20 protein-coding genes are annotated in these 23,420 nt (G+C 53.6%); 18 read left to right on the forward strand and 2 right to left on the reverse strand.

Annotation, left to right across the window (positions count from 1 at the left end):
• The first annotated feature begins 1 nt into the window (after position 1).
• The 7 genes from K1558_RS26535 to K1558_RS26565 all read left to right on the forward strand — a co-directional run bounded on the left by K1558_RS26535 (position 2) and on the right by K1558_RS26565 (position 11,666).
• Positions 2–1,483, forward strand: a complete 1,482-nt coding sequence (locus K1558_RS26535) for an Lsa family ABC-F type ribosomal protection protein (RefSeq protein ID WP_238654980.1) — start codon at positions 2–4, stop codon at positions 1,481–1,483.
• Between the two features lie 243 nt (positions 1,484–1,726).
• Positions 1,727–2,620, forward strand: coding sequence for an ABC transporter permease (locus K1558_RS26540; RefSeq protein WP_238654981.1), 894 nt, complete (start codon positions 1,727–1,729; stop codon positions 2,618–2,620).
• A gap of 6 nt (positions 2,621–2,626) precedes the next feature.
• Positions 2,627–3,523, forward strand: coding sequence for a carbohydrate ABC transporter permease (locus K1558_RS26545; protein ID WP_238654982.1), 897 nt, complete (start codon positions 2,627–2,629; stop codon positions 3,521–3,523).
• Between the two features lie 64 nt (positions 3,524–3,587).
• Complete coding sequence (locus tag K1558_RS26550) at positions 3,588–5,285, forward strand: type 2 periplasmic-binding domain-containing protein (RefSeq protein ID WP_238654983.1); 1,698 nt, start codon at positions 3,588–3,590, stop codon at positions 5,283–5,285.
• Positions 5,286–5,450: 165 nt separating this feature from the next.
• The gene (locus tag K1558_RS26555) at positions 5,451–7,238 is read left to right on the forward strand and encodes a cache domain-containing sensor histidine kinase (RefSeq protein WP_238654984.1); all 1,788 of its coding nucleotides are present in this window, start codon (positions 5,451–5,453) and stop codon (positions 7,236–7,238) included.
• A 1-nt stretch (position 7,239) separates the two neighbouring features.
• Positions 7,240–8,844, forward strand: a complete 1,605-nt coding sequence (locus tag K1558_RS26560) for a response regulator (RefSeq protein ID WP_238654985.1) — start codon at positions 7,240–7,242, stop codon at positions 8,842–8,844.
• Positions 8,845–8,855: 11 nt separating this feature from the next.
• Positions 8,856–11,666, forward strand: coding sequence for a glycoside hydrolase family 2 protein (locus K1558_RS26565; protein WP_238654986.1), 2,811 nt, complete (start codon positions 8,856–8,858; stop codon positions 11,664–11,666).
• A 281-nt stretch (positions 11,667–11,947) separates the two neighbouring features.
• On the opposite strand, the gene K1558_RS26570 is transcribed toward K1558_RS26565, so the two are convergent.
• Complete coding sequence (locus tag K1558_RS26570; protein WP_238654987.1) at positions 11,948–12,844, reverse strand: LysR family transcriptional regulator; 897 nt, start codon at positions 12,842–12,844, stop codon at positions 11,948–11,950.
• 158 nt (positions 12,845–13,002) lie between these two features.
• Here K1558_RS26570 and K1558_RS26575 point away from each other — a divergent pair, with 158 nt between their 5' ends.
• The 8 genes from K1558_RS26575 to K1558_RS26610 all read left to right on the forward strand — a co-directional run bounded on the left by K1558_RS26575 (position 13,003) and on the right by K1558_RS26610 (position 19,640).
• Positions 13,003–13,797, forward strand: a complete 795-nt coding sequence (locus K1558_RS26575; RefSeq protein WP_238654988.1) for an SDR family oxidoreductase — start codon at positions 13,003–13,005, stop codon at positions 13,795–13,797.
• A 199-nt stretch (positions 13,798–13,996) separates the two neighbouring features.
• Complete coding sequence (locus K1558_RS26580) at positions 13,997–14,704, forward strand: response regulator transcription factor (RefSeq protein WP_238654989.1); 708 nt, start codon at positions 13,997–13,999, stop codon at positions 14,702–14,704.
• Positions 14,682–16,103 carry a sensor histidine kinase gene (locus K1558_RS26585; protein ID WP_238654990.1) on the forward strand — a complete coding sequence of 474 codons (1,422 nt, stop codon included), beginning with the start codon at positions 14,682–14,684 and terminating at the stop codon, positions 16,101–16,103. The genes K1558_RS26580 and K1558_RS26585 overlap by 23 nt, the downstream gene beginning before the upstream one ends.
• A gap of 135 nt (positions 16,104–16,238) precedes the next feature.
• Complete coding sequence (locus tag K1558_RS26590) at positions 16,239–17,306, forward strand: hypothetical protein (protein ID WP_238654991.1); 1,068 nt, start codon at positions 16,239–16,241, stop codon at positions 17,304–17,306.
• A 116-nt stretch (positions 17,307–17,422) separates the two neighbouring features.
• Positions 17,423–17,767, forward strand: coding sequence for a YojF family protein (locus K1558_RS26595; protein WP_238654992.1), 345 nt, complete (start codon positions 17,423–17,425; stop codon positions 17,765–17,767).
• A gap of 23 nt (positions 17,768–17,790) precedes the next feature.
• Positions 17,791–18,507, forward strand: coding sequence for a bacillithiol biosynthesis deacetylase BshB2 (gene bshB2, locus K1558_RS26600; protein ID WP_238654993.1), 717 nt, complete (start codon positions 17,791–17,793; stop codon positions 18,505–18,507).
• Between the two features lie 15 nt (positions 18,508–18,522).
• The gene (locus K1558_RS26605) at positions 18,523–19,065 is read left to right on the forward strand and encodes a GNAT family N-acetyltransferase (protein ID WP_238654994.1); all 543 of its coding nucleotides are present in this window, start codon (positions 18,523–18,525) and stop codon (positions 19,063–19,065) included.
• A 266-nt stretch (positions 19,066–19,331) separates the two neighbouring features.
• Positions 19,332–19,640, forward strand: coding sequence for a hypothetical protein (locus K1558_RS26610; protein WP_238654995.1), 309 nt, complete (start codon positions 19,332–19,334; stop codon positions 19,638–19,640).
• Between the two features lie 21 nt (positions 19,641–19,661).
• Here the strand turns inward: K1558_RS26610 and K1558_RS26615 are convergent, their stop codons facing one another.
• On the reverse strand, positions 19,662–21,062 hold the full coding sequence (locus tag K1558_RS26615; protein WP_238654996.1) for an MFS transporter: 1,401 nt from the start codon (positions 21,060–21,062) through the stop codon (positions 19,662–19,664).
• A 110-nt stretch (positions 21,063–21,172) separates the two neighbouring features.
• Here K1558_RS26615 and K1558_RS26620 point away from each other — a divergent pair, with 110 nt between their 5' ends.
• Genes K1558_RS26620 through K1558_RS26630 form a run of 3 tightly spaced genes read left to right on the forward strand, consistent with a single transcriptional unit; the run spans position 21,173 to position 23,414 of the window.
• Positions 21,173–22,045 carry a LysR family transcriptional regulator gene (locus K1558_RS26620; RefSeq protein ID WP_238654997.1) on the forward strand — a complete coding sequence of 291 codons (873 nt, stop codon included), beginning with the start codon at positions 21,173–21,175 and terminating at the stop codon, positions 22,043–22,045.
• Between the two features lie 22 nt (positions 22,046–22,067).
• Positions 22,068–22,757 carry a bacillithiol biosynthesis deacetylase BshB2 gene (bshB2, locus tag K1558_RS26625; RefSeq protein WP_238654998.1) on the forward strand — a complete coding sequence of 230 codons (690 nt, stop codon included), beginning with the start codon at positions 22,068–22,070 and terminating at the stop codon, positions 22,755–22,757.
• 45 nt (positions 22,758–22,802) lie between these two features.
• Complete coding sequence (locus K1558_RS26630; RefSeq protein WP_238655024.1) at positions 22,803–23,414, forward strand: sugar O-acetyltransferase; 612 nt, start codon at positions 22,803–22,805, stop codon at positions 23,412–23,414.
• The last annotated feature ends 6 nt before the right edge of the window (positions 23,415–23,420 follow it).

A 23,420-nucleotide genomic window follows, 5' to 3' on the forward strand; every position in this document is an offset into this window, starting at 1 on the left:
TATGTCTTTGATTAATGTGAGCAATTTAACCTTTGCCTATCAGGGCACTTACGAACATATTTTTGAGAATGTGAGCTTTCAGCTGGATACGGATTGGAAATTGGGCTTCACCGGACGCAACGGCCGCGGCAAGACGACCTTCCTGAACCTGCTTCTGGGCAAATATGAATACAGCGGGACGATCTCCGCACAGGTGGGCTTCGAATATTTCCCGTATGAGATTGCTGACCGGACGGTTCAGACCCTGGAGATACTTGATGAGATCGACCCGGAGCTGGAGAACTGGAAGTTTATACGCGAGCTCTCTCTGCTAAAAGTGAGTGAGGATGCGCTGTACCGGCCTTTTGAGTCGTTGTCGAACGGAGAACAAACGAAGGTGCTGCTCGCTGCGCTGTTCGCGCGCGAGAACCAGTTCCTGCTCATTGACGAGCCGACCAATCATCTGGATGTGAAGGGCCGCAAGCTGGTCAGTGACTATCTCCGCAACAAGAGCGGGTATATTCTGGTGTCGCATGACCGGGCTTTTCTGGATAACTGTGTGGACCATATTCTGTCGATCAACAAGACCAATATTGAGATCCAGAAGGGCAACTTCAGCAGCTGGTGGGAGAACAAGTCCAGGCAGGACCAGTTCGAGCTGGCGCAGGATGAGAAGCTGCGGAAGGACATCAAGCGTCTGTCCGATTCGGCGAAACGGACCAGCGGCTGGTCGCATGAAGTGGAGAAATCCAAGAACGGCACCACCAACTCCGGTTCCAAGCTGGATAAGGGCTATGTCGGCCACAAGGCCGCCAAGATGATGAAACGCTCCAAGTCGATTCAGCAGCGCCAGGAATCCGCCATCGCCGAGAAGTCGAAGCTGCTGCGGAATCTGGAGAGCGCCGAGAGCCTGAAGATTGCACAGCTTCCCTATCATAAGCAGCAATTGGCGGAGCTGGAGGAGGTTGCGGTCCGGTACGGGGATACAACAGTATGCGCCGGTGTTAGCTTCACTCTGGAACAGGGTGACCGCATCTCCCTCTCCGGCAGCAACGGCTCAGGCAAATCAAGCCTCCTGAAGCTGATCTGCGGACAGGACATCAGCTATACCGGCCGCTTCGCAAGAGACAGCCAGCTGGCCATCTCTTATGTATCCCAGGATACCTCGCACCTCCAGGGCAGTCTGAACGATTATGCCAGAGAAAGAGGAATTGATGAGAGCCTGTTCAAGGCCATCCTGCGGAAGCTGGATTTCTCACGGCTGCAATTCGAGAAGGATATGTCCGCATACAGCGGCGGGCAGAAGAAGAAGGTGCTGATCGCCGCCAGCCTTAGCGAGCAGGTGCATCTGCACATCTGGGATGAGCCGCTGAACTTCATCGATGTCATCTCGCGGATGCAGATTGAGGAGCTGCTGCTGGAGTATGCGCCGACCATCCTGTTTGTAGAACACGACCAGGAATTTTGCACGAACATTGCTACGAAGCAGGTTCTGCTCAACTAAGCAGGTCAGCGGGCAACGAAATCAGCTTCATCCATTAAGCGCGTGCCGGTATGATCCGGCATGCGCTTTTTGCTGCACCGGCACATCTGCCTGCCACGTCTGTCCTGCCCGTAGTATTCCTTAATCCCTCCTCTGCCCGTAAGCGCTTCACAAGAACAAATCAGAACGATAGATATCCAACCGCTGTTATATAGGCGCGGGTGGCAGTTCCTTTTATGATAGAAGTATCAAGGGGGGAGACCATTGTTCAACAAAATCTATAAATACCGCTGGCAATATCTGATGATCCTGCCCGGAGTCGTCCTGCTGTTCCTGTTCAGCTATATCCCCATGGCCGGCATTCAGGTCGCCTTTAAGGATTTTCAGATTGGGACCTCGATCTGGGACAGCACCTGGGCGGGCTTGGATAACTTTACCTTCCTGGAAGACCCGCAGTTCCTGACCGTAGTTCAGAATACGCTGTACATTTCGGTGCTGAAGTTCATCTGCGGCTTCCCCGCTCCGATCCTGCTGGCGCTACTGATCAATGAAGTGACCCGGCCGGCGTTCAAGCGTTTCGTCCAGTCGGTCAGCTATCTGCCGCATTTTTTCTCCTGGATCGTAGTTGCTTATATACTGCAATCCTTCCTCACGCTGGACGGGGGGCTGGTCAATCAGTTCATCGGGCAGGCGGGGGGAGACCCGGTATTCTTCCTGGGCTCGGCGGAGTGGTTCCGTCCAATCGTTGTCTTCAGCGGCTTATGGAAGGAGACCGGCTGGAACACCATTCTCTATCTGGCCGCCATTACAACCATTGATCCCCAGTTGTATGAATCGGCCAAGGTTGAAGGTGCAGGCAAGCTGGCCCAGATCCGCCATATTACAATTCCCGGAATCATGCCGACCATCTCCATTGTGCTGATTCTCAGTATCCCAAGCTTAATTACCGTGGGAATGGATCAGATTTATCCGCTGATGAACTCTGCCAATCATAGCGTTGCCGATGTGCTGGATACGTATATTCTCCGCAACGGCTTGCAGCAGGGGTACTTCGGGATGGCGACGGCCGTAGGATTATTGTCTTCGCTAATCAGCCTGATTCTGGTCGTCTCAACCAATCAGCTGTCCAGAAAACTAAACGGGGAAGGACTGTGGTGATGGCCCATGAGAGCAAGCCGTGGTGAAAAAATAGCAGAGTACATCATCATTGTACTGTTATCCCTGTTATGCGTATCGGTGCTGTATCCGTTCCTGTACATGCTGGCGATTTCGCTGAATGACGGTGCGGATGCAGCCAAAGGCGGGGTCTATCTCTGGCCGCGCAGCTTCACACTGATTAATTACGAGATTGTGCTCGGCAACGAGACCATCCGGCATTCCTACCTGATTACAGTGGGCAGAACGGTAATTGGCACGGTTGGCGGACTGCTGGTCACGCTGCTGGTGGCCTTCGGCCTCTCCTACCGGGGACTTCCGCTGCGCAGCACGATTCTCAGCTACATTCTGCTGACGATGCTGTTCAGCGGCGGGCTCGTTCCCTTTTACATTCAGCTCAATAATCTAGGCCTGATTAATACGTTCTGGGTATATATTCTGCCGGGACTGTTCTCCGTCTGGAACATGTTCGTCATGCTGAAGTTCATTCAGGGCATCCCGGAGGCGCTCGTCGAGTCGGCGGAGCTGGATGGGGCCGGACCGGTCCGCATTCTATGGCAGATTATCGTTCCGTTATCGAAGCCGATGCTCGCTGCGCTGGGGCTGTTCACGGCCGTGGGCCACTGGAATGACTGGTTCGCCGGAGCGTTCTTCGTCACGAAGCAGAACTTGATTCCGGTGCAGACCTTCCTGCAGCAGCTGCTGTCGGCGCAGGATCTGTCGGCCGTGCTCGGCTCCAACAACAATCAGGAGGCGCTGGCCCGCAGCTCGCAGTTAAAGAATATTACGCTGATGTCGATCAAAATGTCTGTGGTGATGGTCAGTGCGCTTCCGATTCTCTGTGTGTATCCTTTCCTGCAGAAATATTTCGTCAAAGGCGTTCTCCTGGGATCAGTAAAGGGTTGATCTCTAAGTTTATTCGCCATAGATGCATTATGCAGTACAATAACCATATAGGGGGAGTATTCCAGTGAAAATTAAACAAGCCCGGCTTACAGCTCTGGCCATGACGGCGCTGCTGACTATTGTCAGCGGGTGTTCCGGCTCCAATTCCGGCAGCGGAAATACGGCGGCAAACAACAGCGGTACAGGGAATAAACCTGCAGCTACTGAAGGGGCGGGCGGTTCTTTGGCCTTCAACCTCTGGCTTGGCTGGACGGCAACCATCAATAATGATAGCCTGGTGCAGAAGTATTGGCGGGAAGAGGAGCCGGGGGTGGATGTGAAGCTGGAGGCTACACAGGGCGATGCGATGACAGCGCTTAACCTGAAGATCAATACCGGCGGATTCGAGGATGCGGCGATCTTCGGCCGGAACGAGACGGTGAAAAGCGCCATGCGCCGCTCCAAGCAGGTCCTGCCGGTGGAGCAGTATTTCGACATGCCGGACAAATATCCGGGCCTCGCAGCGATACCGAAGCAGTATCTGGAGCTGATGAAGGATGAGGACGGCCATATCTGGTCGATTCCGACCTGGTTTGACCAGAACCCGGAGAAGCCTTGGCCGGGCTGGGCCTCGCAGGGCTGGTTCGTCAGAACGGATGTGCTGGAGAAGGCAGGCATGACTACAGCCGATCTGTCCACACTGGAGGGGGTTGAGACCTTCCTGAAGAAGGCCGCAGAGCAGAAGGACGCCTCCGGCAAAACACTGCTGCCCATGTCCTTCCTTATGGACACTAATGATTCGCTCGGCTGGAGTGACGAGAATGCGGTGCTGACTGCTTTTGGCGTCAGTACGGGCGGAAATGGCATTGAGAAGCAGGGGGATCAATTTCTTTTCGCTTATGATAATCCCAATTATAAAGCCGCTTATCAATGGATGAATAAGCTGTACCGGGAGAAGCTGATTGATCCGGAGGTAGTGACCAATAAGGGCGAGCAATATATAGAGAAGAACAAATCCGGCCGGGTTGCGCTGAATGCAGGCAGCTTCTGGAACATCAACGCTACAGCCTGGGAGACGCTGGATGGCCCTACGGAGCCGGGCTGGTTCTATGAAGTCATTCCTTTCCCTAAGGTTGCAGGGGTAGAGAAGCTGGGCATTAATCAGGTCACAAATCCGAATCCGGGTTATGATGTCTATATCAGCCAGAAGACCAAGAATCTTGAGGCGATTCTGAAATTCCTGGATTACAGCCTGCAGCCGAAGGCAGAACAGCAGCAGGTAATGAGCGAGGGGCCGGCAGGCAAGTACTGGGATTGGGTGGACCAGCCGCTGGGCAAGTGGAAATTTACAGATGAGACGTACAAGACCGCACGTAACTCTGGCGATGCCGCCCAGAAATCCAAGGTGACACCGGAGCTCTACATGACCTCTTCCTACAGTAATGAGTGGTACCCATGGTGGAATACAGAAGATGGCGGTAAGGCAGGCGCAGCCAAGACGATTCAGTTCACCGAAGCCATCGGGAAGATGGGGACCATCCGTGTAGCAGAGCCTTATGATCTGATCGAGGTTAAGCAGGGCGGGGTATGGGAGAAATACTCCCTGGAGCTGGAGAATATCCGCAAGGAATACCGGGCTAAGCTGCTGATGGCGGCGGATGATGCCAAGTTCGAAGCGGAGTGGAACGGATTCCAGGAAGCGCTGGAGAAACGCGGACATTGGAGTGAAGTCAAGGCCGAGTGGCTTGGCAGATATGAGGAAGAAATGAACGCAGGCAGCTAGAAACAAGTGTAGCGTGAAACCTATAAATTCTTAAATTTAAAAATATGCCGGAGCACCCTTCACCTGTGGGGGGCTCCCTTATATGTTTTGGGGTCCCCGCAAAGTACCTGAGTTATCACCTACGCTAAAGCCCCACTTTGTGGGGTTATCTTGTGGGAGGGCCATATGATCAAGCAGAGCATAGAGAAATGGATTATTCGTATGACCCGTTCCATGAACCTGAGAGGCAAAATTGTCCTGTTCTACGGCCTGATTGTATTCCTTCCTACGGTACTGCTTGCCGCTGGAGCAGGCTACCTGATGCTGCAGACGGTCCGGGCCAATTATATCCTGACCATCAGGGAGGCGGTGCGCCAGAGTGCGCAGAGCATCGAGTTCCGCAAGCAGAGCTATGACCTTCTGGCTACACGGACAGCGACAGATGGGGAATTGATCTCAAGAATAACGCGGGATTATTCAGATATCACAGAACAGCTTGGTACCGTCAATTATGTGGACCGATCCTTCCTGTTTACGAGCAAATACCTTCCGGGTATTGAGAACTTCCGCATCTACCATACCAATGCTACGCTGGTGCAGGATGGCGGCCTGCTCTGGAAGCCCGAGGGGCGGATGCTGTCCGGACAGCGTGAGCAGGACTGGTATGCAGAGCGGCTAGCTTCTCCGGATAATCTGGTATGGACCAACGCCAAGGATGACCGGAACAAGCTGGTCGTATCCCACAAAATCCTTGACAGCAACGGGGACGTACACGGGCTGGTCTATCTGCTGCTGGATTATAAAAGCGTGTTCGCGGAATCCTTCGACCATCCTTTTGACGGCGCGGGGGAAATGTATATCGTTGACGGCAGCCAGCGGATTATCGCCTCCTCAGAACCATCCGAGATCGCGGCTTCGTTATCCTCCTCCTCGCTAAGTGAATACTGGGGCAGCGCTGACGGTACTACCCGGACGAACAACGGAACAGTACTGATTACACAGGAGATCAAGTCCGGCTGGCGGGTTGGCGCACTGGTGCATCTGGACCGCCTGGAGGAGCAGTCCAGACGGATTATGTATTACATCTCGGCGGGAATTGCGTTCTTCCTGCTGCTGTCGATTTTCCTGATTATGACGGTCCTGAAGAATACCATCTGGCGGATACGCAAGCTAGGGAGCCGGATGACGGATATATCGGAAGGATACTTCGAAGTCAAGGTGAAGAACCGTGACAAGGATGAGCTTGGGGAGCTGGAGGTGCTGTTTAATTCAATGTCCGGGCGGCTCGGGAAGCTGGTTGAAGAGCATACGGAAGCATTACTTAAGGAGCGTGAGCAATCTTTCCGGGCGCTGCAGGCGCAGATTAATCCGCATTTTATCTATAACTCCCTCAGTCTAATCCGCTGGCGGGCGCTGGATCTGCAGGATGATCTGCAAGTCCGCACGATAGATGCGCTGACGACCTTTTACCGGCTGGCACTGGGCAATCAGGTCAATGTAACCCGGCTGCGCGATGAGCTGGAGCATGTGAAGGCATATATCGATATCCAGCAGCTCCGTTATCCGGGGCAGGTGTCGGTGGAATGGGAGGTCGATCCGGAGATTCTTGATCTCTATACCATCAAGCTGATCCTGCAGCCGATTGTAGAGAACTGTTATCTGCATGGCGTCATTACGGCCAGGGAGCATGCTTTTATTCAGATCACGGCTGAACGCAGAGGGGATGAGGTGCGCATTCAGGTGTTTGACAACGGGCAAGGGATCGGACAGGATAAGCTTGAAAAGATACGTGCCGGTACCTACAGCGGCAGCAGGAACGGGTTCGGCATGAACAATATCAGGGAACGTCTGGCGCTATATTTCGGTCCCGGAGGCCGCCTTGAAATCAACAGTGCAGAAGACGAATGGACTGCGGTAACCATCCATATTCCGGTCTGCATAGAACGTCCCGAGCTGAAGAAGAAGGAGGGGTAACATGCGTGTTTTGATTGTTGACGATGAGCCCATGCAGATTCAAGGCCTGCTCCGGCATATCCGCTGGGAGGCGCTTGGCTACAACACGCCGCTGACTGCCCGTTCCGGGATGGAAGCGCTTAAGGTATTGCAGGAGAACAAAGTGGATGTGCTCATTACCGATGTGGCGATGCCCGGGATGACCGGAATTGAGCTGCTGGCCAGAATCCAGGCAGATTATCCGCAGCAGCAGTCGATGCAGACGGTGATGATCAGCGGCTTCGATGAATTTGAATTCGTGCAGGAGGCGATCCAGCTAGGGGCGAAGGCTTATGTGCTGAAGCCGGTCAAGACGCAGGAGCTGGAGCAGAAGCTGGAGGCTCTCCGCGCAGCCGCCGAGAAGAAAAAACGGCTGGAGCAGGAAACCGCCCTGCTCAGGGAGAAGGTGACAGAGAGCCGGGAAGTGCTGCTGGAGCGCTTCATTAAGGATCTGACCGGAGGCTGGATTCACAGTGAAGAACTGCTGGATTCATGGCGGCGTCTGCTGGATCTTCCCGCAGGCGAGTGGCAGGCTACACTGTTCCTGTTCGATTGTGACAGTCTGTACCTGCATCACAGCCACGATGCCAAGGAGCAGATTCTGCTGGGTGCAGCCCTGCAGAATGCGGTGAAGCTTGGGCTGGACGGCTTCTCCGGCGCTTATATCGGGAAGGCGGGAGCAGGAGAGACCGCTGTGCTGGTGCTGGAAGAGGTCCCGCAGGTGCGGGCCAGGCTGGAGAAGCAGCTGCGCTTCATTCAGGAAGTGCTTCAGGAACAATATGATGCTTCCGTTACGGTCGGGGTCAGCAGAGAAGCATGCAGCTGGACGGAAATTCCGCTCCTGTACAAAGAGGTGCGGCATATGATTGCCGATGCACGGCTGGCAGGATATGGGCAGATTGTATACTGCGACCGGCATCTGATGAATGAATATCAAGACTTCCGGATGCGTGAGGAGTATATTCCGGAGATCGTGAAGCTGCTGGAGCTTGGGGAGAACAGCAAGGCATCGGCTTATGCAAGCCATGCTTTTGAGATGATGCTGGCCGGGGAGCCGATCTCTTTCTCTTATGTGCAGGCGTTCGGCATGGGACTGCTCAGCGAGCTGGCACGTAAGCTGAAGCGGAATCAGGACACGGATACCGAAACCAACATTCTGATGTGGCAGCGCTTAATTGACTGCACCGGCGTGGAGGAAGTGCGGAAGACCGTTCTGGAATATCTCGTCCATTATACACAGCATAAGCAGAAGGAGCAGACTGCACAACAGCATCATCTGATCCAGCAGGTCCGGCAGCATCTGGCTGAGCATCTGCAGGAGAATCTGACCGTGAAGCAGCTGGCTGAGCTGTACCATCTGAATTCAAGCTATTTAAGTGTATTGTTCAAAAAAGAAACCGGCCAGACGATCTCTGAATATGTCCAGGAAACGCGTATGAATAAGGCCAAGGAGCTGCTCCGTGATCCTGGCATCAAGGTGTATGAAGTGGCGGAGCAGGTAGGGTTTCAGACGGCTGCCTATTTCGCCTTCCTTTTCAAGAAGACCACAGGTACTACCCCGCAAGAGTATAGAGATTACTATTATTAGGAGTGATCATTGTGCTGTCAACAATCAGCCTTGAAGGCGAATGGAAGCTGCAGCTGGATGAGAAGGGGGAGGGGCTGGTATTACCTTTTACCGATGGAATCAGGCTGCCGGGAACGACCTCCCACGCCCGTAAAGGACCGAAGAATAGCAGGGTTCTTGCAGGCGCGTTAACGGATGAATATTTGTTCGAAGGACCGGTCTGGTACTCCAGAGAGGTTGTAATTCCGGAAGAGCTGGCGGGTAAGCGGTGCTGCTTATATCTGGAACGTACAAGGCTTACCACCCTCTGGGTGGACGGTGTGGAGACCGGCAGCCGTGACAGTTTGAACACTGCGCATGTATATGAGCTGCCGCAGCTTGAGCCCGGGAGTCATACGCTTACGATCCGGGTGAACAACACCGGCTATCCGACCAAAGGCGGGCATATGACCTCGCCGGATACCCAGACCAATTGGAACGGGATTACCGGCCGGATAGAGCTGCAATTCTATGGGGAAGCCCGGATTAGCGGCATCCGGCTGAAGTCTGATCTGCCTGCCCGTTCGGTGCGGATCTCGGCAACACTGGAAAGCCGGGCTGAGGCTACTCTTGTCGTCTCGGCAGAGAGTAAGAACAGCGATAATGCCCATTTCGTGGAAGCAAGGAATTATACAGTTAAACCGGGTGAGTTCTCCCTCGATTATGAGCTCGGAGCAGACGCGCTGCTCTGGAGTGAATTTGCCCCGCAGCTCTACACCGTTACTCTGGAGCTGAGAGACAGAGCGGGACTAACGGTTGACCGTCAGGAGCTCAACTTCGGACTCAAGGAGTTCCGGGCCGAAGGTGATAAGTTCACCATTAACGGTGAGCAGACCTTCCTGCGCGGCAAGCATGACGGCCTGATCTTCCCGCTCACCGGCTATACTCCGACAGAAGTAGAAGAGTGGGTGCGGATTCTGGGAATTGCGAAGTCTTACGGCATGAACCACTACCGCTTTCATACCTGCTGTCCGCCGGAAGCCGCCTTCACCGCTGCGGATCTGCTCGGAATGTATATGCAGCCGGAGCTGCCGTTCTGGGGCACGATTACCGAAGAGACGGATGAAGGGCATAACCAGGCGGAGCAGGATTACCTGATCCGCGAAGGCTATGCCATTCTCCGCGAATTCGGCAATCATCCATCCTTCGTCATGATGTCGCTTGGCAATGAGCTATGGGGCAGCAAAGCCCGTATTAACTCCTTCCTGGCAGATTTTAAGGCGTTCGACGACCGTCCGCTCTACACCCAAGGCTCCAACAACCATCAGTGGGTGCCGGAAGTGCTGGAGCAAGATGACTTCTTCAGCGGTGTGCGTTTCACACGCGACCGGCTGTTCAGAGGGTCCTATGCGATGTGCGATGCTCCGCTGGGCCATGTCCAGACCTCGCTGCCAGGTACAATGAAGGATTACGACGACCAGATTATTCCGCCGGGCTTCGGGAACAGTGAAGCAGTGTCAGCTGAGGCAGGCGGCGAGGTTCTGATCCAGTACGGCACTGAAGCCAAAGCTGTGCAGGCTGGCGGCGAATCCGGCGAGTGGATTCCCAAGGTGCCCGTAATCTCACATGAGATTGGACAATATGCGACGTTTCCGAATTTCGCGGAAATTGAGAAATATACCGGTTCGCTCAAAGCGGAGAATTTCATCATTTTCCGGGAACGGCTGGAGAGCAAGGGGCTGGGCCATCTGGCTGATGCTTATTTCAGAAGCTCCGGCCAGCTCGCTGTCGCTTGCTACAAGGAAGAGCTTGAAGCTGCATTCCGTTCCCGCCGGCTGGCGGGGTTCCAGCTTCTGGATCTCCAGGACTTCAGCGGTCAGGGGACAGCACTTGTAGGTGTTCTGGATGCCTTCATGGATTCCAAGGGGCTGATCAGCCCGGAGGAGTGGCGGACCTTCTGTAATGATGCCGTGCTGCTGGCCAGATTCCCTAAGTATAACTATGCCGCCGGGGAGATCTTTGAGGCCCATGTGGAGCTGAGCTGCTTCCGCAGCGGAATGCCGGACGCCATTGAGCTGCACTGGGAGCTTGCGGTAGCAGGAGGAATGCGGACAACGGGTTCCGCCGGAGCATGGATTCCTGCCGGAACCCATTACATCGACATTTGCGATCTGGCGGTTGAGCTTCCGGCGGTTGACCGGATGAGCCGGGCGGAGCTGGCGCTCCGGGTCCAAGATACCGATATCCGCAAGAGCCATGACCTGTGGATCTATCCGGAGCAGAGCGATAACCCGCTTGAAGCTGAAGGCATTCATGTGTTCACAGAGCTGTCTGAGGAGGCTGTCTCCCTGCTGGGACATGGCGGCAACGTACTGCTGATGCCGGAGCCGGAATCGGTTCAGAACGGAATTGAAGGTTATTATTGCACGGATTTCTGGTGCTACCCGATGTTCCGCTCCATCTCGGAGAGCATGAACCGGCCAATTCCAACCGGTACGATGGGCCTGCTGATCGATAACGGGCATCCGGTGCTGCGCGAGTTCCCGAGCGAAGAACATTCCACATACCCTTGGTGGAATATTGTAGAGCATTCCAAATCGCTTATCATGGATGAGGCAGACCGCAGCTGGAATCCTATTGTACAGACGATCGATAATTTCGAGCGTAATCACAAGCTGAGTCTCCTCACAGAGTGCCGCGTGGGTAACGGTAAACTGCTGCTATGTGCACTGGATGCCGCTAAGGTAAGCGGAACCCTGGAAGGCAGACAATTCTTGACCAGCATAGCCGGTTATATGAACTCTGCTGATTTCCAGCCGCAGTACCAGACAACGGTTGAAGAGCTTCGGGCGTTGATTCGCTAAAATGCTTAATAGAGCTGTCCCAGAGTCGTGAAGCGGCTGGTTGGAGCAGCTCTTTGCTTCACGTTATAAATTGTAGGCGCTGGAACGATAGTAGATGTATTTTGTACAATAGAATGCTGTAAAAAAGGCTCCGAAATAGAATCTATTGTATTCGGTACAATTGAATATTGAAAAAAGTTCATTTTTCACCTAACACCCAATATTCCAATGTATGAAATACAATAGAATCTCATTTTGCGGTCATTTATGCGTTTTCTATTGCAGAAAATACAATCAGTACTTCAATTTAAGACTGAATCTGCTGCCTCCCTAGTCTCCTGAACATACACCAGGAATCTTCTGGACGCAGGGGACAGGTAACGGTTCTTATGCCACTGCAAGCCCACCTCCCATTCCCAGCCCTGCTCCTCGATCGGAATCCAGACCAGTCCGTCAAGCATCAATCCCAGTGTCTGCGGAAGCACGGATACACCGAGCCCGGCTTTGATGAAGCCGGCCACAGTAATCAGATCCTCAGCATAATAGGTGGGAGCGAGTTCGAAATTAGTATTTTGGAAGAGGGAGGAGATTGTGTCCCTAAGTCCGCAATTCGTCTTCAGGCCAACGAACGGCTCACCCGACAGCTCGAATAGACTCAAAGAGGGACGTGAGGCGAAGCGGTGGGCGGCGGAGACCACGATATAGATCGGTAATCGGCGAATCACCAGCCAGTCCTTATCCTCCGCCGTAGTCTCTCTGGACGTAATCAGCATATCCGAGGTCCCGTTATCCAGCGCTTCATCAATATCCCCGTGATTCCCCTGATACAGCTCAAACCGGACCTTCGGGTGATCCGCCTGATAATCCCTGATGAGCGAAGGGATCAGGTCAACACCAAGAATATTCAGGTAGGAGATATGGACGACCCCGCTCTCCGCATTGGACGACTCCTCAATCTCCCGCACCCCATTACCGATGTTGCGCAGCGCTTCTTCAACCCGCGAACTAAACATCACCCCATAGCGGTTCAACCGGACATTGCGGCCTTTGCGCTCGAATAGAGGAACGCCCAGCTCACTTTCGAGCTTGGTGATAGCATGACTCAGTGCAGGCTGGGTAATCCGCAGCTCCTTGGCAGCAGAGGTCATATGCTCAAGCCGGGCAACGGTCAGAAAGTACTCTAATTGGGTAAGCTCCATTGAAAAACTCCTTAATTTATATGAATATTATTAATTGATTATATGAAAATAATAAATTAGACGCACATCTTATTCAAGTATAAGATGAATTTACACCCCTTAAGCGGCTCCAAACGCAAGCCCGACTAGGGAAACCATTATGAAATGAGGCTGTAATCATGTCTATAACTTATGCTAACCCATTAACCGAATACGCAGGCAAGAAAGTCCTGGTGACTGGCGGCACCAAAGGAATGGGACAGGCAATCGCTGCCCGGTTCACTGCGGCAGGCGCGGAGGTGATGACCACCGCCCGGACACTGCCCCCTGAAGGGCACCAATCAGATTTGTTCGTCCAAGCCGATCTGTCCACGCCCGAAGGCGTGGAGCAAGTCATTGCAGCAGTCAAGGCCCGGTTCGGGCGGATCGACATTCTGGTGAATAACGCTGGCGGCAGCTCAACACCAGCCGGGGGATTTCTCGCAGCATCCGATGAGCACTGGATGGATGCATTGAATCTGAACCTGCTGGCTGCCGTCCGGCTGGACCGGGGGCTGATCCCGCTCATGCTGGAGCAGGGCAAGGGAGTCATCATCCATATCTCTTCCATTCAAAGAGTGCTGCCGCTGATCGAATCGACCATCCCCTATGCAGCCGCCAAAGCCGCATTAAGCAGTTACAGCAAAAGCTTATCTAAGGAATTCTCTCCGCAGGGCATCCGGGTGAACCGGGTCGCACCGGGCTTCATTCAAACCGAAGCAGCCGATGCCTTCTTGAAGAGTATTGCGGAGGTGACCGGCAGTGTGGAAAGTGCGCTGCAGTCGGTGATGGATGCACTGGGCGGCATACCCATCGGACGTCCCGGCTTCCCCGAGGAGGTGGCTGAGCTGGTGGCCTTCCTCGCTTCCGAGCGCGCAGCATCCATAACGGGTGCCGAATACGTGATTGACGGCGGAACAGTACCTACGGTATAAGCAACGAGCAGTCCGGCAAGCCAGTTATGGCTGTGCCGGACTGTTTTTTGAAATGTTAGAATGTTGGGGGTATTTTGTAAATAATCTTTAGCTTTTCTTTAGTTTTGGTTTAGACTGGATTAAGAATGGCAGGCTATAGTTACAGCTAGTGAGTAGCAAGGCTTGCATGAAGAGACATAGAGACAGAGGGGGATTCAGCATGTATACCATTCTTATAGCCGACGATGAAGCGGAGATTGTGGAGCTGCTGCAGCTGTATCTGGAGAAGGAATATCATATTCTGCAGGCCCAGAACGGAATGGAAGCGCTGAAGCTGATGCAGAATCACAAGATTGACCTGGCCATACTTGATATTATGATGCCGGGGATGGACGGGCTTCAGCTGCTGAAGCGGATTCGGGAGACGGAGCATTTTCCGGTGCTGTTCCTGTCGGCCAAGAGCCAGCATCATGACAAAATCCTCGGCCTGGAGCTGGGCGCAGACGATTATATCTCCAAGCCCTTTAATCCGCTGGAGATCGTTGCCCGTGCCGGAGCCCTGCTGCGCCGGGTCCATCAGTTTGATGCCAAGACGGTGGAGGAGGAGAAGCCGAAGGACCAGATTGTGCTGGGCCGGCTGACCCTGGACCGGAGCAGCTGCCAGGTGGAGGTGGACGGTGAGCCGGTCGCCCTGACCTCAACAGAATACAAGATTCTGGAGCTGCTGATGCAGCAGCCGGGCCGTGTTTTTACGCGCAAGAAGATCTATGAGACGGTCTGGGAGGACTTCTATGTGTACGAGGACAACAGCATCATGGTGCATATCAGCAACATCCGGGAGAAGATTGAACGCGATTCCAAACGGCCGGAATACCTGAAGACGATCAGGGGATTGGGGTACAAAATTGAAGCACCCGTGGAAAAGTAGAGACAGCCGCCCGCTGCAAACGTCCCTGACCATCGACTTCCTGCTGTTCAACTGTATGCTGCTGATGCTGGTGCTGGCCGTCTATTTATTTGTGCAGAAGGATATCACTCAAGTCATCCGGGAGAAAATGATTCCAGATCCCGATATGTCGGTGGAAGCCCATACTTATCTCGGCGAGCTGGGCGAAGGCCCGGAGAGCGAGCGTCTGCTGAAGAGCGGAGGCTGGCTGGAGCTGCTCGATTCCTCCAAGCGGGTCATCCAGGTGATCGGAGAGAAGCAGGATGATATTCAGGTGTATGACGAGGACACGCTGTATCAGGGACTGGAGAACCGCAGCAATCAGCCCTATTATTACTCAATCACCAGCGTGGAGAATGACAGCGGAGCGGAATGGCTGCTGCTGAAGCTTCCCCGTGATGTGGTCAAGGTGTCTATTAACAATGAAATGCTGGTTTCCTATCTGAACCACTCGGTGTTCTTTTATGTGTTTGTGGTCAGCGGGCTGATTCTGCTGCTGATCTTTGTGTACAGCTATTGGGTATCCAGACGGATCAAGAAGCCGCTGCGGGTGCTGAATCTGGGCTTAAACCGCATGATGGAAGGACACTATAACACGCGGATCGCGCTGTATGCGGAGACCGAGTTCCTGCGCATCGGCAACAGCTTCAACTACATGGCCAATGTGATCGAGAAGACCACCGAGGAGAAGCGGCAGGCCGAGCAAAGCAAGCAACGGCTGATGGTCGATCTGTCGCATGACCTGAAGACGCCGATTACCAGCATCCAGGGGTATGCGCAGGCGCTCATCGAAGGCCGGGTCAGTGACCCGGAACGCCAAGCGAAATACCTGAACTACATCTACACCAAGTCGGTGCAGGTCACGAAGCTCATTCAGCATATGCTCGACCTGCTTAAGCTGGATTCGCCGGACTTCATTCTGCGAGTACAGCGGCTGGAGCTGGGAGACCATCTGCGGGAGATCATTGCGGACACCTACGGCGAGATTGAGCAAAAAGACTTCGAGCTGCAGCTCCAGGTGCCCGAAGAAGAGGTCTATGCCCATTATGATCCTGAGCTGTTCGCCAGTGTGATCAACAACCTGACCGGCAATGCGCTGGCCTACAATCCCGAGGGCACGCGTATCCGGGTGTCAGTGATTCCCGAGGATACGGATATCCGGGTGGAGATCGCGGACAACGGAATCGGCATTCCCAAGGAGCTGTGGTCCACGATCTTTGATCCGTTTGTGCGGGGGGATGAGGCGCGGACGACCGCCAGCGGAGGAACCGGACTGGGCTTGTCCATCGCCAAGAAGAATGTGGAGAAGATGGGCGGCACCTTGCTGCTGGAGAGCAGGGACGGAGAAGCGACGGTATTTGTGATCCGTATTCCGAAATAGCGGGAGGCGGAGAAATGGAGAGAACTTTTTTATATAGAGGAAATAATTAACTTCTTGTCGAATGTACTAATCTGGAAGATTCCGGCATGTTGCCGGAGCGCCTAACTTACATTGGGGGAAGGAATTAGAACATCTATGAAAAAACTCGCATTATGGCTCACCACTCTGTTGCTCGTAGCCGGATTTGTCTATCCGGCGGGCACCAGACAGGCAGCAGCTGCTGCACCGGAGTACACGGAGATTGCTACCTTTATTGAAGGGCAGCTCGTCATTTCTCCAGCCAAATCTGTGCTTGTGAATGGCTCGGCCTATGTACCGGTGAAGCTGGCCGGGCAGATTCCGGGCTTCACTGTAGCGGCGGATGCCGCCGGCGTAACGCTGACAGGCAGCAAAGGCAGCGCCAAGCTGAACAAGGACAACTCTATTTTGTACAAAAGCTCCAATTATGTATCCTTCAAAACACTGCTGAAGCTCGGAGCCATCGACGGTAAATATGCTTCCAGCGCCATCGCTTTGTTCGTCTGGAGCACAGAGGACGGGAAGAATAAGAGCAACAGTATGCTCTATGCGATCAGCAAACTGCCGGGTACAATGGGTACTGCACTTGGCAAAAAGGTCTATTTATATGGACACCCGGGAAGCCACTGGGTGAAGAGTGTGCAGTACGTCGATGACTACAACCAGAACCTGGTGCTGCAAAATGAAGCCGGAACCGAATGGGTCCTGGATTTGAACGAATATGTGGATAATACCATGTATACCGCTGCCCATCTTGAGCTTCTGCAAAAAGTCTATAATGGAACAACAGTATGGACCAGAAATCCCAATATAAATAATAGTCCTTTTAAAAACTTGGAAAAAGTGACCATCAGCAACTTCCGCTCTAACCCTGCAAATGGCAATCTAGAAGTCATCATACGCAGGGCTAATGGGCAGGAAATTCCGATAGAGATTGATAGTGCTGAGACCTATGTTGATTATTTAGATAAAATACTATGTTTCCAGAATCCGCGTACCCTATTTAAGATCAGTGATAAAATGTGGTCGGTTATTCGTGATGAGAAGGCAACCAACGGGATGACGATGACAGAACTTTTACTGTCCTGGGGAGATCCGGACAGCGTTAACGATAACTATTTGGTGTACGGCAACCAATACGTCTACTTCGTTAACAATAAGGTTTTCTCTATAGTTAATCTGTAATCCTCAGCGTCACCGGGCTTGCTTAAGGAATTCTTGGAGTTCCTTGGGCAGGCTCTTTTTTTCATGTATAATAAATGCACCGGATTCAGCTATTCTTGATACAACAGGAGGACAACATGCAGCTTATCGAACCACAGATGATCCAGACCCGAATCGACCAATTCGTCGGCGATGATCTATATATCCATCTTGAACTTACTAACGGAGCTTACGCCAGCCATTTCGACAGCTCCCGGGCTCCGGGCTCGGTATTCATCAGCAATGCCGAGATCAGGTACACCCACGGCTCCATCTCAGGGACCGGACCCTACCGGGTGGGCCTGAAGACAGAGAAAGGCTGGATCTACGCAGAAGGCCTGACCCATGTGGATGAGCAGGATCACGAGCGGCTGATTCTGGCCGGACATGACAGTATGGGCAAGCTGATTGTGGCGCTGCAGCTCAGCCGGAGCCCTTTTTGATGAACATGGAGGATGACGCAGCTATGAATAACAGAGCTATAGAGCATCAGACCATCCTGGTGGTGCTGCCCCATCCCGACGATGAAGCTTACTTCGTATCCGGGACACTTGCAAAGTATATTGCCGAAGGAGCCAAGGTGACTTACGCCTGCCTTACGCTGGGGGAGATGGGGCGCAATATGGGGGTTCCGCTGATCGCTAACCGTATTACCCTGCCGCAGATCCGTAAGCAGGAGCTTGCCGCATCCTGTGAGGCCATCGGGATTCAGGACCTGAGGATGCTGGGCTTTCATGACAAAATGATTGAATTCGAAGACCCGGAGCTGCTGGATCAGCGTATTGAAGCACTTGTGAAGGAGGTTGCGCCGTCGCTGGTGATTACGTTCTATCCCGGCTACAGTGTGCACCCGGATCATGATGCTACCGGAGCTGCGGTCATTCGCACGATTGCCCGGATACCAGCTGCGGAACGTCCCATTGTACATAGTGTCGCCTTCTCGCACGGCCATCAGCAGCAGATTGGGGCAGCCGATGTAGTCATGGATGTGACCCCGTATATCACTGTCAAAATCAACTCCATCCTGGCGCACCGCACCCAGTTCCAGGAGGATAAAGTGCTTGGCGGTCTTCGGCCAACCGATCCGGCAATCTGCGGCAAATACGGAACAGAACGTTTCTGGACCTACCGGTTCGATGAAATGATCGGGCAGCCGGAGGAAGCAGCCTTGTGCTGCCATTAGATTGGAGGCGTGCAGATGACAGAGCAAAGAGTATACATCCGCTTCCCTGAAGCTGAGGATGCCAGAGAGCTAACGGAGATGTATGGGCGCAACCGCGCTTTTTTTGAAGAGCATTCGCCTGACATCAGTGAAGAGTTCTATAGCGAAGAATATCAGCGCAAGCGGATTGCGCAGTACGAAGAGGAGCGGGCAGCAGACGCGCGGTATGATTTCCTGGTCATTCACAGGGCAGACCGCCGGATTATCGGCAGTGTCAGTCTGTCTTTTGTCGTGCGTGGACCGCTGCAGAGCTGTATGATCGGGTACAGTCTGGACAAGGATTATAATGGTAAAGGCTACATGACGGAGGCCGTGAAGCAGGTCGTGCGGTACGCCTTCGAGGAGCTGAAGTTCCACCGGATTACCGGGGAAGCTTCCCCGGACAATCCCGGCTCCATCCGTGTGCTGGAGAACGCAGGCTTCCACAAGGAAGGCATCGCCCGGCTGAATGTGAAGATCCGCGGCGTGTGGAAGGACCACCAGATTCTCGCGATGATCAACCCGGCGGATATTAGTTAATGGAGTTAACGCACGGATTAATATATAGATTGAACTAAAAATTCAAGTTAAAGGAAGAGTGGCGGAGGGGAATTTTGGAACTGGAGGAGCGGTAGCGTCCGCCTTTGTATGCGGATTTCAACCGTTAAAAACGGGATGAAATAAGAAATCTGCAGACAACAGCGGCCGGAAGTCCAAAACTTCTCTGGAGTCACGACTAATCCTAAAACCTGAAAATCAATAGTTCAATTTATTAGCTTAAACATTAAAATTGTGGAGGATCACCGATGAGCCAGCGTTTACGTATTACCCGTTCGATGCAGGAAGAGAATGCCGAGCAAGCGATTACCCTGGAGGAATGCAAGCAATATTTTGCCGGTAAGCCCGGCTTCAGATATTCCGAGGTGTTCACCGTGAAGGGACCGGAGAGCACGATGTCGATTGACGGTGATTTCTTCATGTGGAGCCACGAAGGTGCGGAATACCCGTTCCGGCTGTATATGGGCGATCTGTATGTAGCGCTCTCCATCGAAGCTATCATCCCGGTGATGCTGGAGGTCGCCACGGACCTGCGTGCTGATGTGACTGAGGGGTAAGACCCGCCCTCCAAGCACTCCCTAACGGTCATCCAGACTGTGACGGGAGTCTTTGGGCTTGTTAGATTGCCACCGGGACATGATCACTAGACACAGGGCAATCCCGGCAAGGATCATCCCCATCATCTGGAAGCCCTTGAAGCTGAACGAATTGCCCATAACGATTCCGATCAGCAGGGAGGAGAGGATGGTTCCGAAATACCGGGAGGTGCTGAATAAGCCGGAGGTGACTCCGATCAGCTCTTTCGGCGAATGGTTGAACAAGGCTGCCTGCATCGCGACATTGATCAGACCGTTGCTGATTCCGAAGGCGGCGAGAACCAGAATGATGCTGATTAACGGGGATGCCGGATTGAGCAGTACGATCCATACAGACCCGATGGTCATAAGAATAGCCGATACGCTCTGCGCCGGCCGGGGCCCGGAGGAATCGATCCATCGTCCGGCCAGCGGAGAGACAGCGAGCGAGCTTAGACCCAGGCTTAACATCAGCAGCCCTGTGTGGAATTCACTGACCTGACGGACGAGCTGCAAATAAGAAGGCAGACCGAAGAAGACGGAATAGAATAAAAGATTAACCAGCATAAATTCGACATTAACCCGGATCAGCCCGGGAGATTTGCCGAAGGTACGCAGCGGAATGAAGGGCATCGCCGTTCTTAACTCATGCCTTACGAAGAAGATAAGCAGGATGAGCCCCGCCAGACCGGCGATGATATTGAATAGGGAGACATGGCCGGAGGACTTGGCGGAGAGCAGCTGTGCGAGCACAGCCACCAGCCCCGTGGTGAACAGCAGAATTCCGGGCACGTCTATCCGGCTGATCCATTCACGCAAGGACAGCTTGGGTGCTATAGCGGCTGACGGCTTGTCCTGCGGGATGGTTCGCCAGGCTAACAGGAAGCTCGCCGTTACAAACGGAAGGTTGATATAGAAGATGGAAGAACAGCCCCACACATGGATGAGCACCCCGCCGACAAAAGGTCCTACCGCTGCTGCTCCCGATGTAAACATCGACAGCACCGACAGCGCGGACGCTTGCTTGTCTGTAATATTCACCCGGATGATCGCCATTCCCACAGCCACCACCATACTGGTGCCGACCGATTGGACAACCCGCAGAACGATGAGTCCCCCGAATCCCGAAGACAAAGGCGTAAGCAGGGAGGCGGCGAAGACGATCACCAGTCCGGCCAGAAAAATTCTTCTCCGTCCGAAGATATCGCTCGCTCTGCCCATAACAGGCTGGGCAATGGCACTGCCGATATAGAACGAAAAAATAATCCAGGAAACCACGGTGAATTCAAGCTTGAACGCTTGCTGCAGCCTGGGAATCGCCACAGCCACCATCGAAGAATTAAGCGGATTAAGCATCACTCCCAGCCCGACAGATATCATTAACCACCAGTTTCGTGCATTCATTGTTATTCCCCCTCAAGTGCTGTACAGTTATCGTACAGGATAAGGGTTATTTACTCCAACGCATTTCATGGTATGATTTCATAGACTCGAAGGAATGAATGGGGGCGGATATGGAGCTTCTTCAATTGCAGTATTTCATCGCGGTTGCCCGCCTGGAGCATATGACCGAAGCAGCACACAGGCTGCATGTGACCCAATCCTCACTGAGCAAGACCATTCAGCGGCTGGAGGAGGATCTTGGAGTCCCCTTATTCGACCGGAGCGGGAGGAAGCTGCGGCTCAGCGAGGCGGGACGCAGATTTCTTCCGCGTGCGGAGAAGGCGCTGTTTGAATTGGAGCAGGGTAGGCAGGAGCTTAAAGACCTGTCCGGTCTGGAGTCCGGCACCCTTAAATTAGCGGTAACCACCGCGAGTACCTTGCCCGGTATCCTCCAGGCATTTCGCCGCAAGCTGCCGGACATCCATTTTCACGTACAAATGCTGCCCATGCAGGAGATGGTTGCTCTTCTCCAGAGGGGAGAGGTTGACTTCTGCTTGTCCTCACCTCCGGTCAGAGGGGAGGATCTGGAATGTCAGGTGGTCTGTAACGATCACATCTACCTTGCCGTTCCCGCCGGTCACCCGTTAGCAGACCGTAAGCGCCTGGACTTGATAGAGCTTAAGGATGAGTGGTTTGTGGGGGTCAAGCAAGGCTACGGAATTCGTGATTTGGTGGATTCCGTCTGCCAGGCTTCAGGATTCCTGCCGCGCTACGTATATGAGGGAGACGAGCCGGCCCGCTTGATTGACCTGGTGGAAGCCGGGATCGGCTTAGCCTTCATACCGGGTACAGCGAGGAATAAGCACGATCATATCCGTCTGATTCCGCTGGAGGACCAGAGGCTGGTCCGGGAAATCGCCTTGTTATGGCATAAGAACCGTTATGTTTCACAGGCGGGGCTGATTTTCCGCGAGGTTGTTATTGATTATTTCGCTAAGCTATAATGTCACCGGGAGGAATGAACCTATGAACGATACACAGATTACAGAACATAAGCGCATACTGGTGGTGTTCCCGCATCCTGACGATGAGGCGTTTGCAGCGGCTGGCACCCTGGCGAAGTATATTGAGCTTGGCGCTGAAGTGACTTATGCTTGCCTGACGCTGGGAGAGATGGGCCGGAATATGGGGATTCCCCCGTTCGCGAACCGGGTAACCTTGCCGGAGATCCGCAGGGAGGAGCTGCGTGCTTCCTGCCGTGCCATCGGGATACAGGATTTAAGAATGCTGGGCTTCCACGATAAAATGATCGAGTTCGACGACCCGCGTCTGCTGGAGGATACGCTACTGTCCTTACTGCGGGAGCTTGCTCCGTCCCTCGTGATTACGTTCTATCCGGGCTACAGCGTACACCCTGACCACGATGCCACCGGGGCAGCGGTCATCCGGGCGGTACGCCGCCTGCCTGCCGCTGACCGGCCAGTTGTCTACTGTAGCGCCTTCTCCATCGGCCATGAGGAGCACATCGGACTGTCGGATATACATGTCGATGTCACCGCATTTCTGGACAAGAAGATGGCCGCGATCCGGGCGCACCGCTCGCAATTCCAGGCAGCCGAGCTTGTCGGCAGCCAGGAGCTGACGGAACAGGAGATCCGGCTCCGTTACGGGCAGGAGATCTTCTGGACATATCCTCAGAATGCTCTGGACGCTTAGGACGCACAACAATAAGAGAAAGCAGGAACCCAACTAATGAATCCTATGAATCAAAAAGACAGAATGCTCGCAGAGCTGCCCTATAAAGCATGGCTCGACGGATTAATAGAGGAACGGACTGCGGCCAGGCGGCTGGTTCATCAGTTCAACCATCTGAGTCCCGATGCCCGTGAGGAGCAGGAGGCGGTGCTCCGCAAGCTTCTCGGCCAGGTCGGGGAGATCGTGCATATCGAAGCGCCCTTCCGCTGCGATTACGGCAGCAACATCAGCCTGGGCAATAACTTTTATGCCAATTTCAACTGTACGATTCTCGATGTAGGCAAGGTGGTTATCGGCGACAATGTGATGTTCGCTCCGAATGTCTCGCTCTATACCGCCGGGCATCCGGTCCACCCCGAATCCCGGAATTCCGGCTATGAATATGGCATCGGCATCACCATCGGCAATAATGTCTGGCTCGGCGGCAATGTCATCGTGAATCCGGGCGTGACCATCGGGAACAATGTAGTGATCGGGGCAGGCAGCGTAGTGACCAAGAACATTCCCGATAACGTAATCGCCGTAGGCAGTCCATGCCGGATTATCCGTGAGATAACGGAAGAGGACCGGAAATATTACTACAAGGATCGGGAGTTTGACGTTACGGATTACATGTAGCGGATA

Source organism: Paenibacillus piscarius (assembly GCF_022234545.1).
Classification (GTDB): domain Bacteria; phylum Bacillota; class Bacilli; order Paenibacillales; family Paenibacillaceae; genus Paenibacillus_AQ; species Paenibacillus_AQ piscarius.

Bases quoted from the DNA above. Each gene is read 5' to 3' on its own strand.
- bshB2 (WP_238654993.1), top strand. From the start codon at position 17,791: ATGAATAACAGAGCTATAGAGCATCAGACCATCCTGGTGGTGCTGCCC.
- K1558_RS26605 (WP_238654994.1), top strand. From the start codon at position 18,523: ATGACAGAGCAAAGAGTATACATCCGCTTCCCTGAAGCTGAGGATGCC.
- K1558_RS26590 (WP_238654991.1), top strand. From the start codon at position 16,239: ATGAAAAAACTCGCATTATGGCTCACCACTCTGTTGCTCGTAGCCGGA.
- K1558_RS26555 (WP_238654984.1), top strand. From the start codon at position 5,451: ATGATCAAGCAGAGCATAGAGAAATGGATTATTCGTATGACCCGTTCC.
- K1558_RS26545 (WP_238654982.1), top strand. From the start codon at position 2,627: ATGAGAGCAAGCCGTGGTGAAAAAATAGCAGAGTACATCATCATTGTA.
- K1558_RS26575 (WP_238654988.1), top strand. From the start codon at position 13,003: ATGTCTATAACTTATGCTAACCCATTAACCGAATACGCAGGCAAGAAA.
- bshB2 (WP_238654998.1), top strand. From the start codon at position 22,068: ATGAACGATACACAGATTACAGAACATAAGCGCATACTGGTGGTGTTC.
- K1558_RS26610 (WP_238654995.1), top strand. From the start codon at position 19,332: ATGAGCCAGCGTTTACGTATTACCCGTTCGATGCAGGAAGAGAATGCC.
- K1558_RS26615 (WP_238654996.1), bottom strand. From the start codon at position 21,062: ATGAATGCACGAAACTGGTGGTTAATGATATCTGTCGGGCTGGGAGTG.
- K1558_RS26580 (WP_238654989.1), top strand. From the start codon at position 13,997: ATGTATACCATTCTTATAGCCGACGATGAAGCGGAGATTGTGGAGCTG.
- K1558_RS26620 (WP_238654997.1), top strand. From the start codon at position 21,173: ATGGAGCTTCTTCAATTGCAGTATTTCATCGCGGTTGCCCGCCTGGAG.
- K1558_RS26570 (WP_238654987.1), bottom strand. From the start codon at position 12,844: ATGGAGCTTACCCAATTAGAGTACTTTCTGACCGTTGCCCGGCTTGAG.
- K1558_RS26560 (WP_238654985.1), top strand. From the start codon at position 7,240: ATGCGTGTTTTGATTGTTGACGATGAGCCCATGCAGATTCAAGGCCTG.
- K1558_RS26630 (WP_238655024.1), top strand. From the start codon at position 22,803: ATGAATCAAAAAGACAGAATGCTCGCAGAGCTGCCCTATAAAGCATGG.
- K1558_RS26595 (WP_238654992.1), top strand. From the start codon at position 17,423: ATGCAGCTTATCGAACCACAGATGATCCAGACCCGAATCGACCAATTC.
- K1558_RS26535 (WP_238654980.1), top strand. From the start codon at position 2: ATGTCTTTGATTAATGTGAGCAATTTAACCTTTGCCTATCAGGGCACT.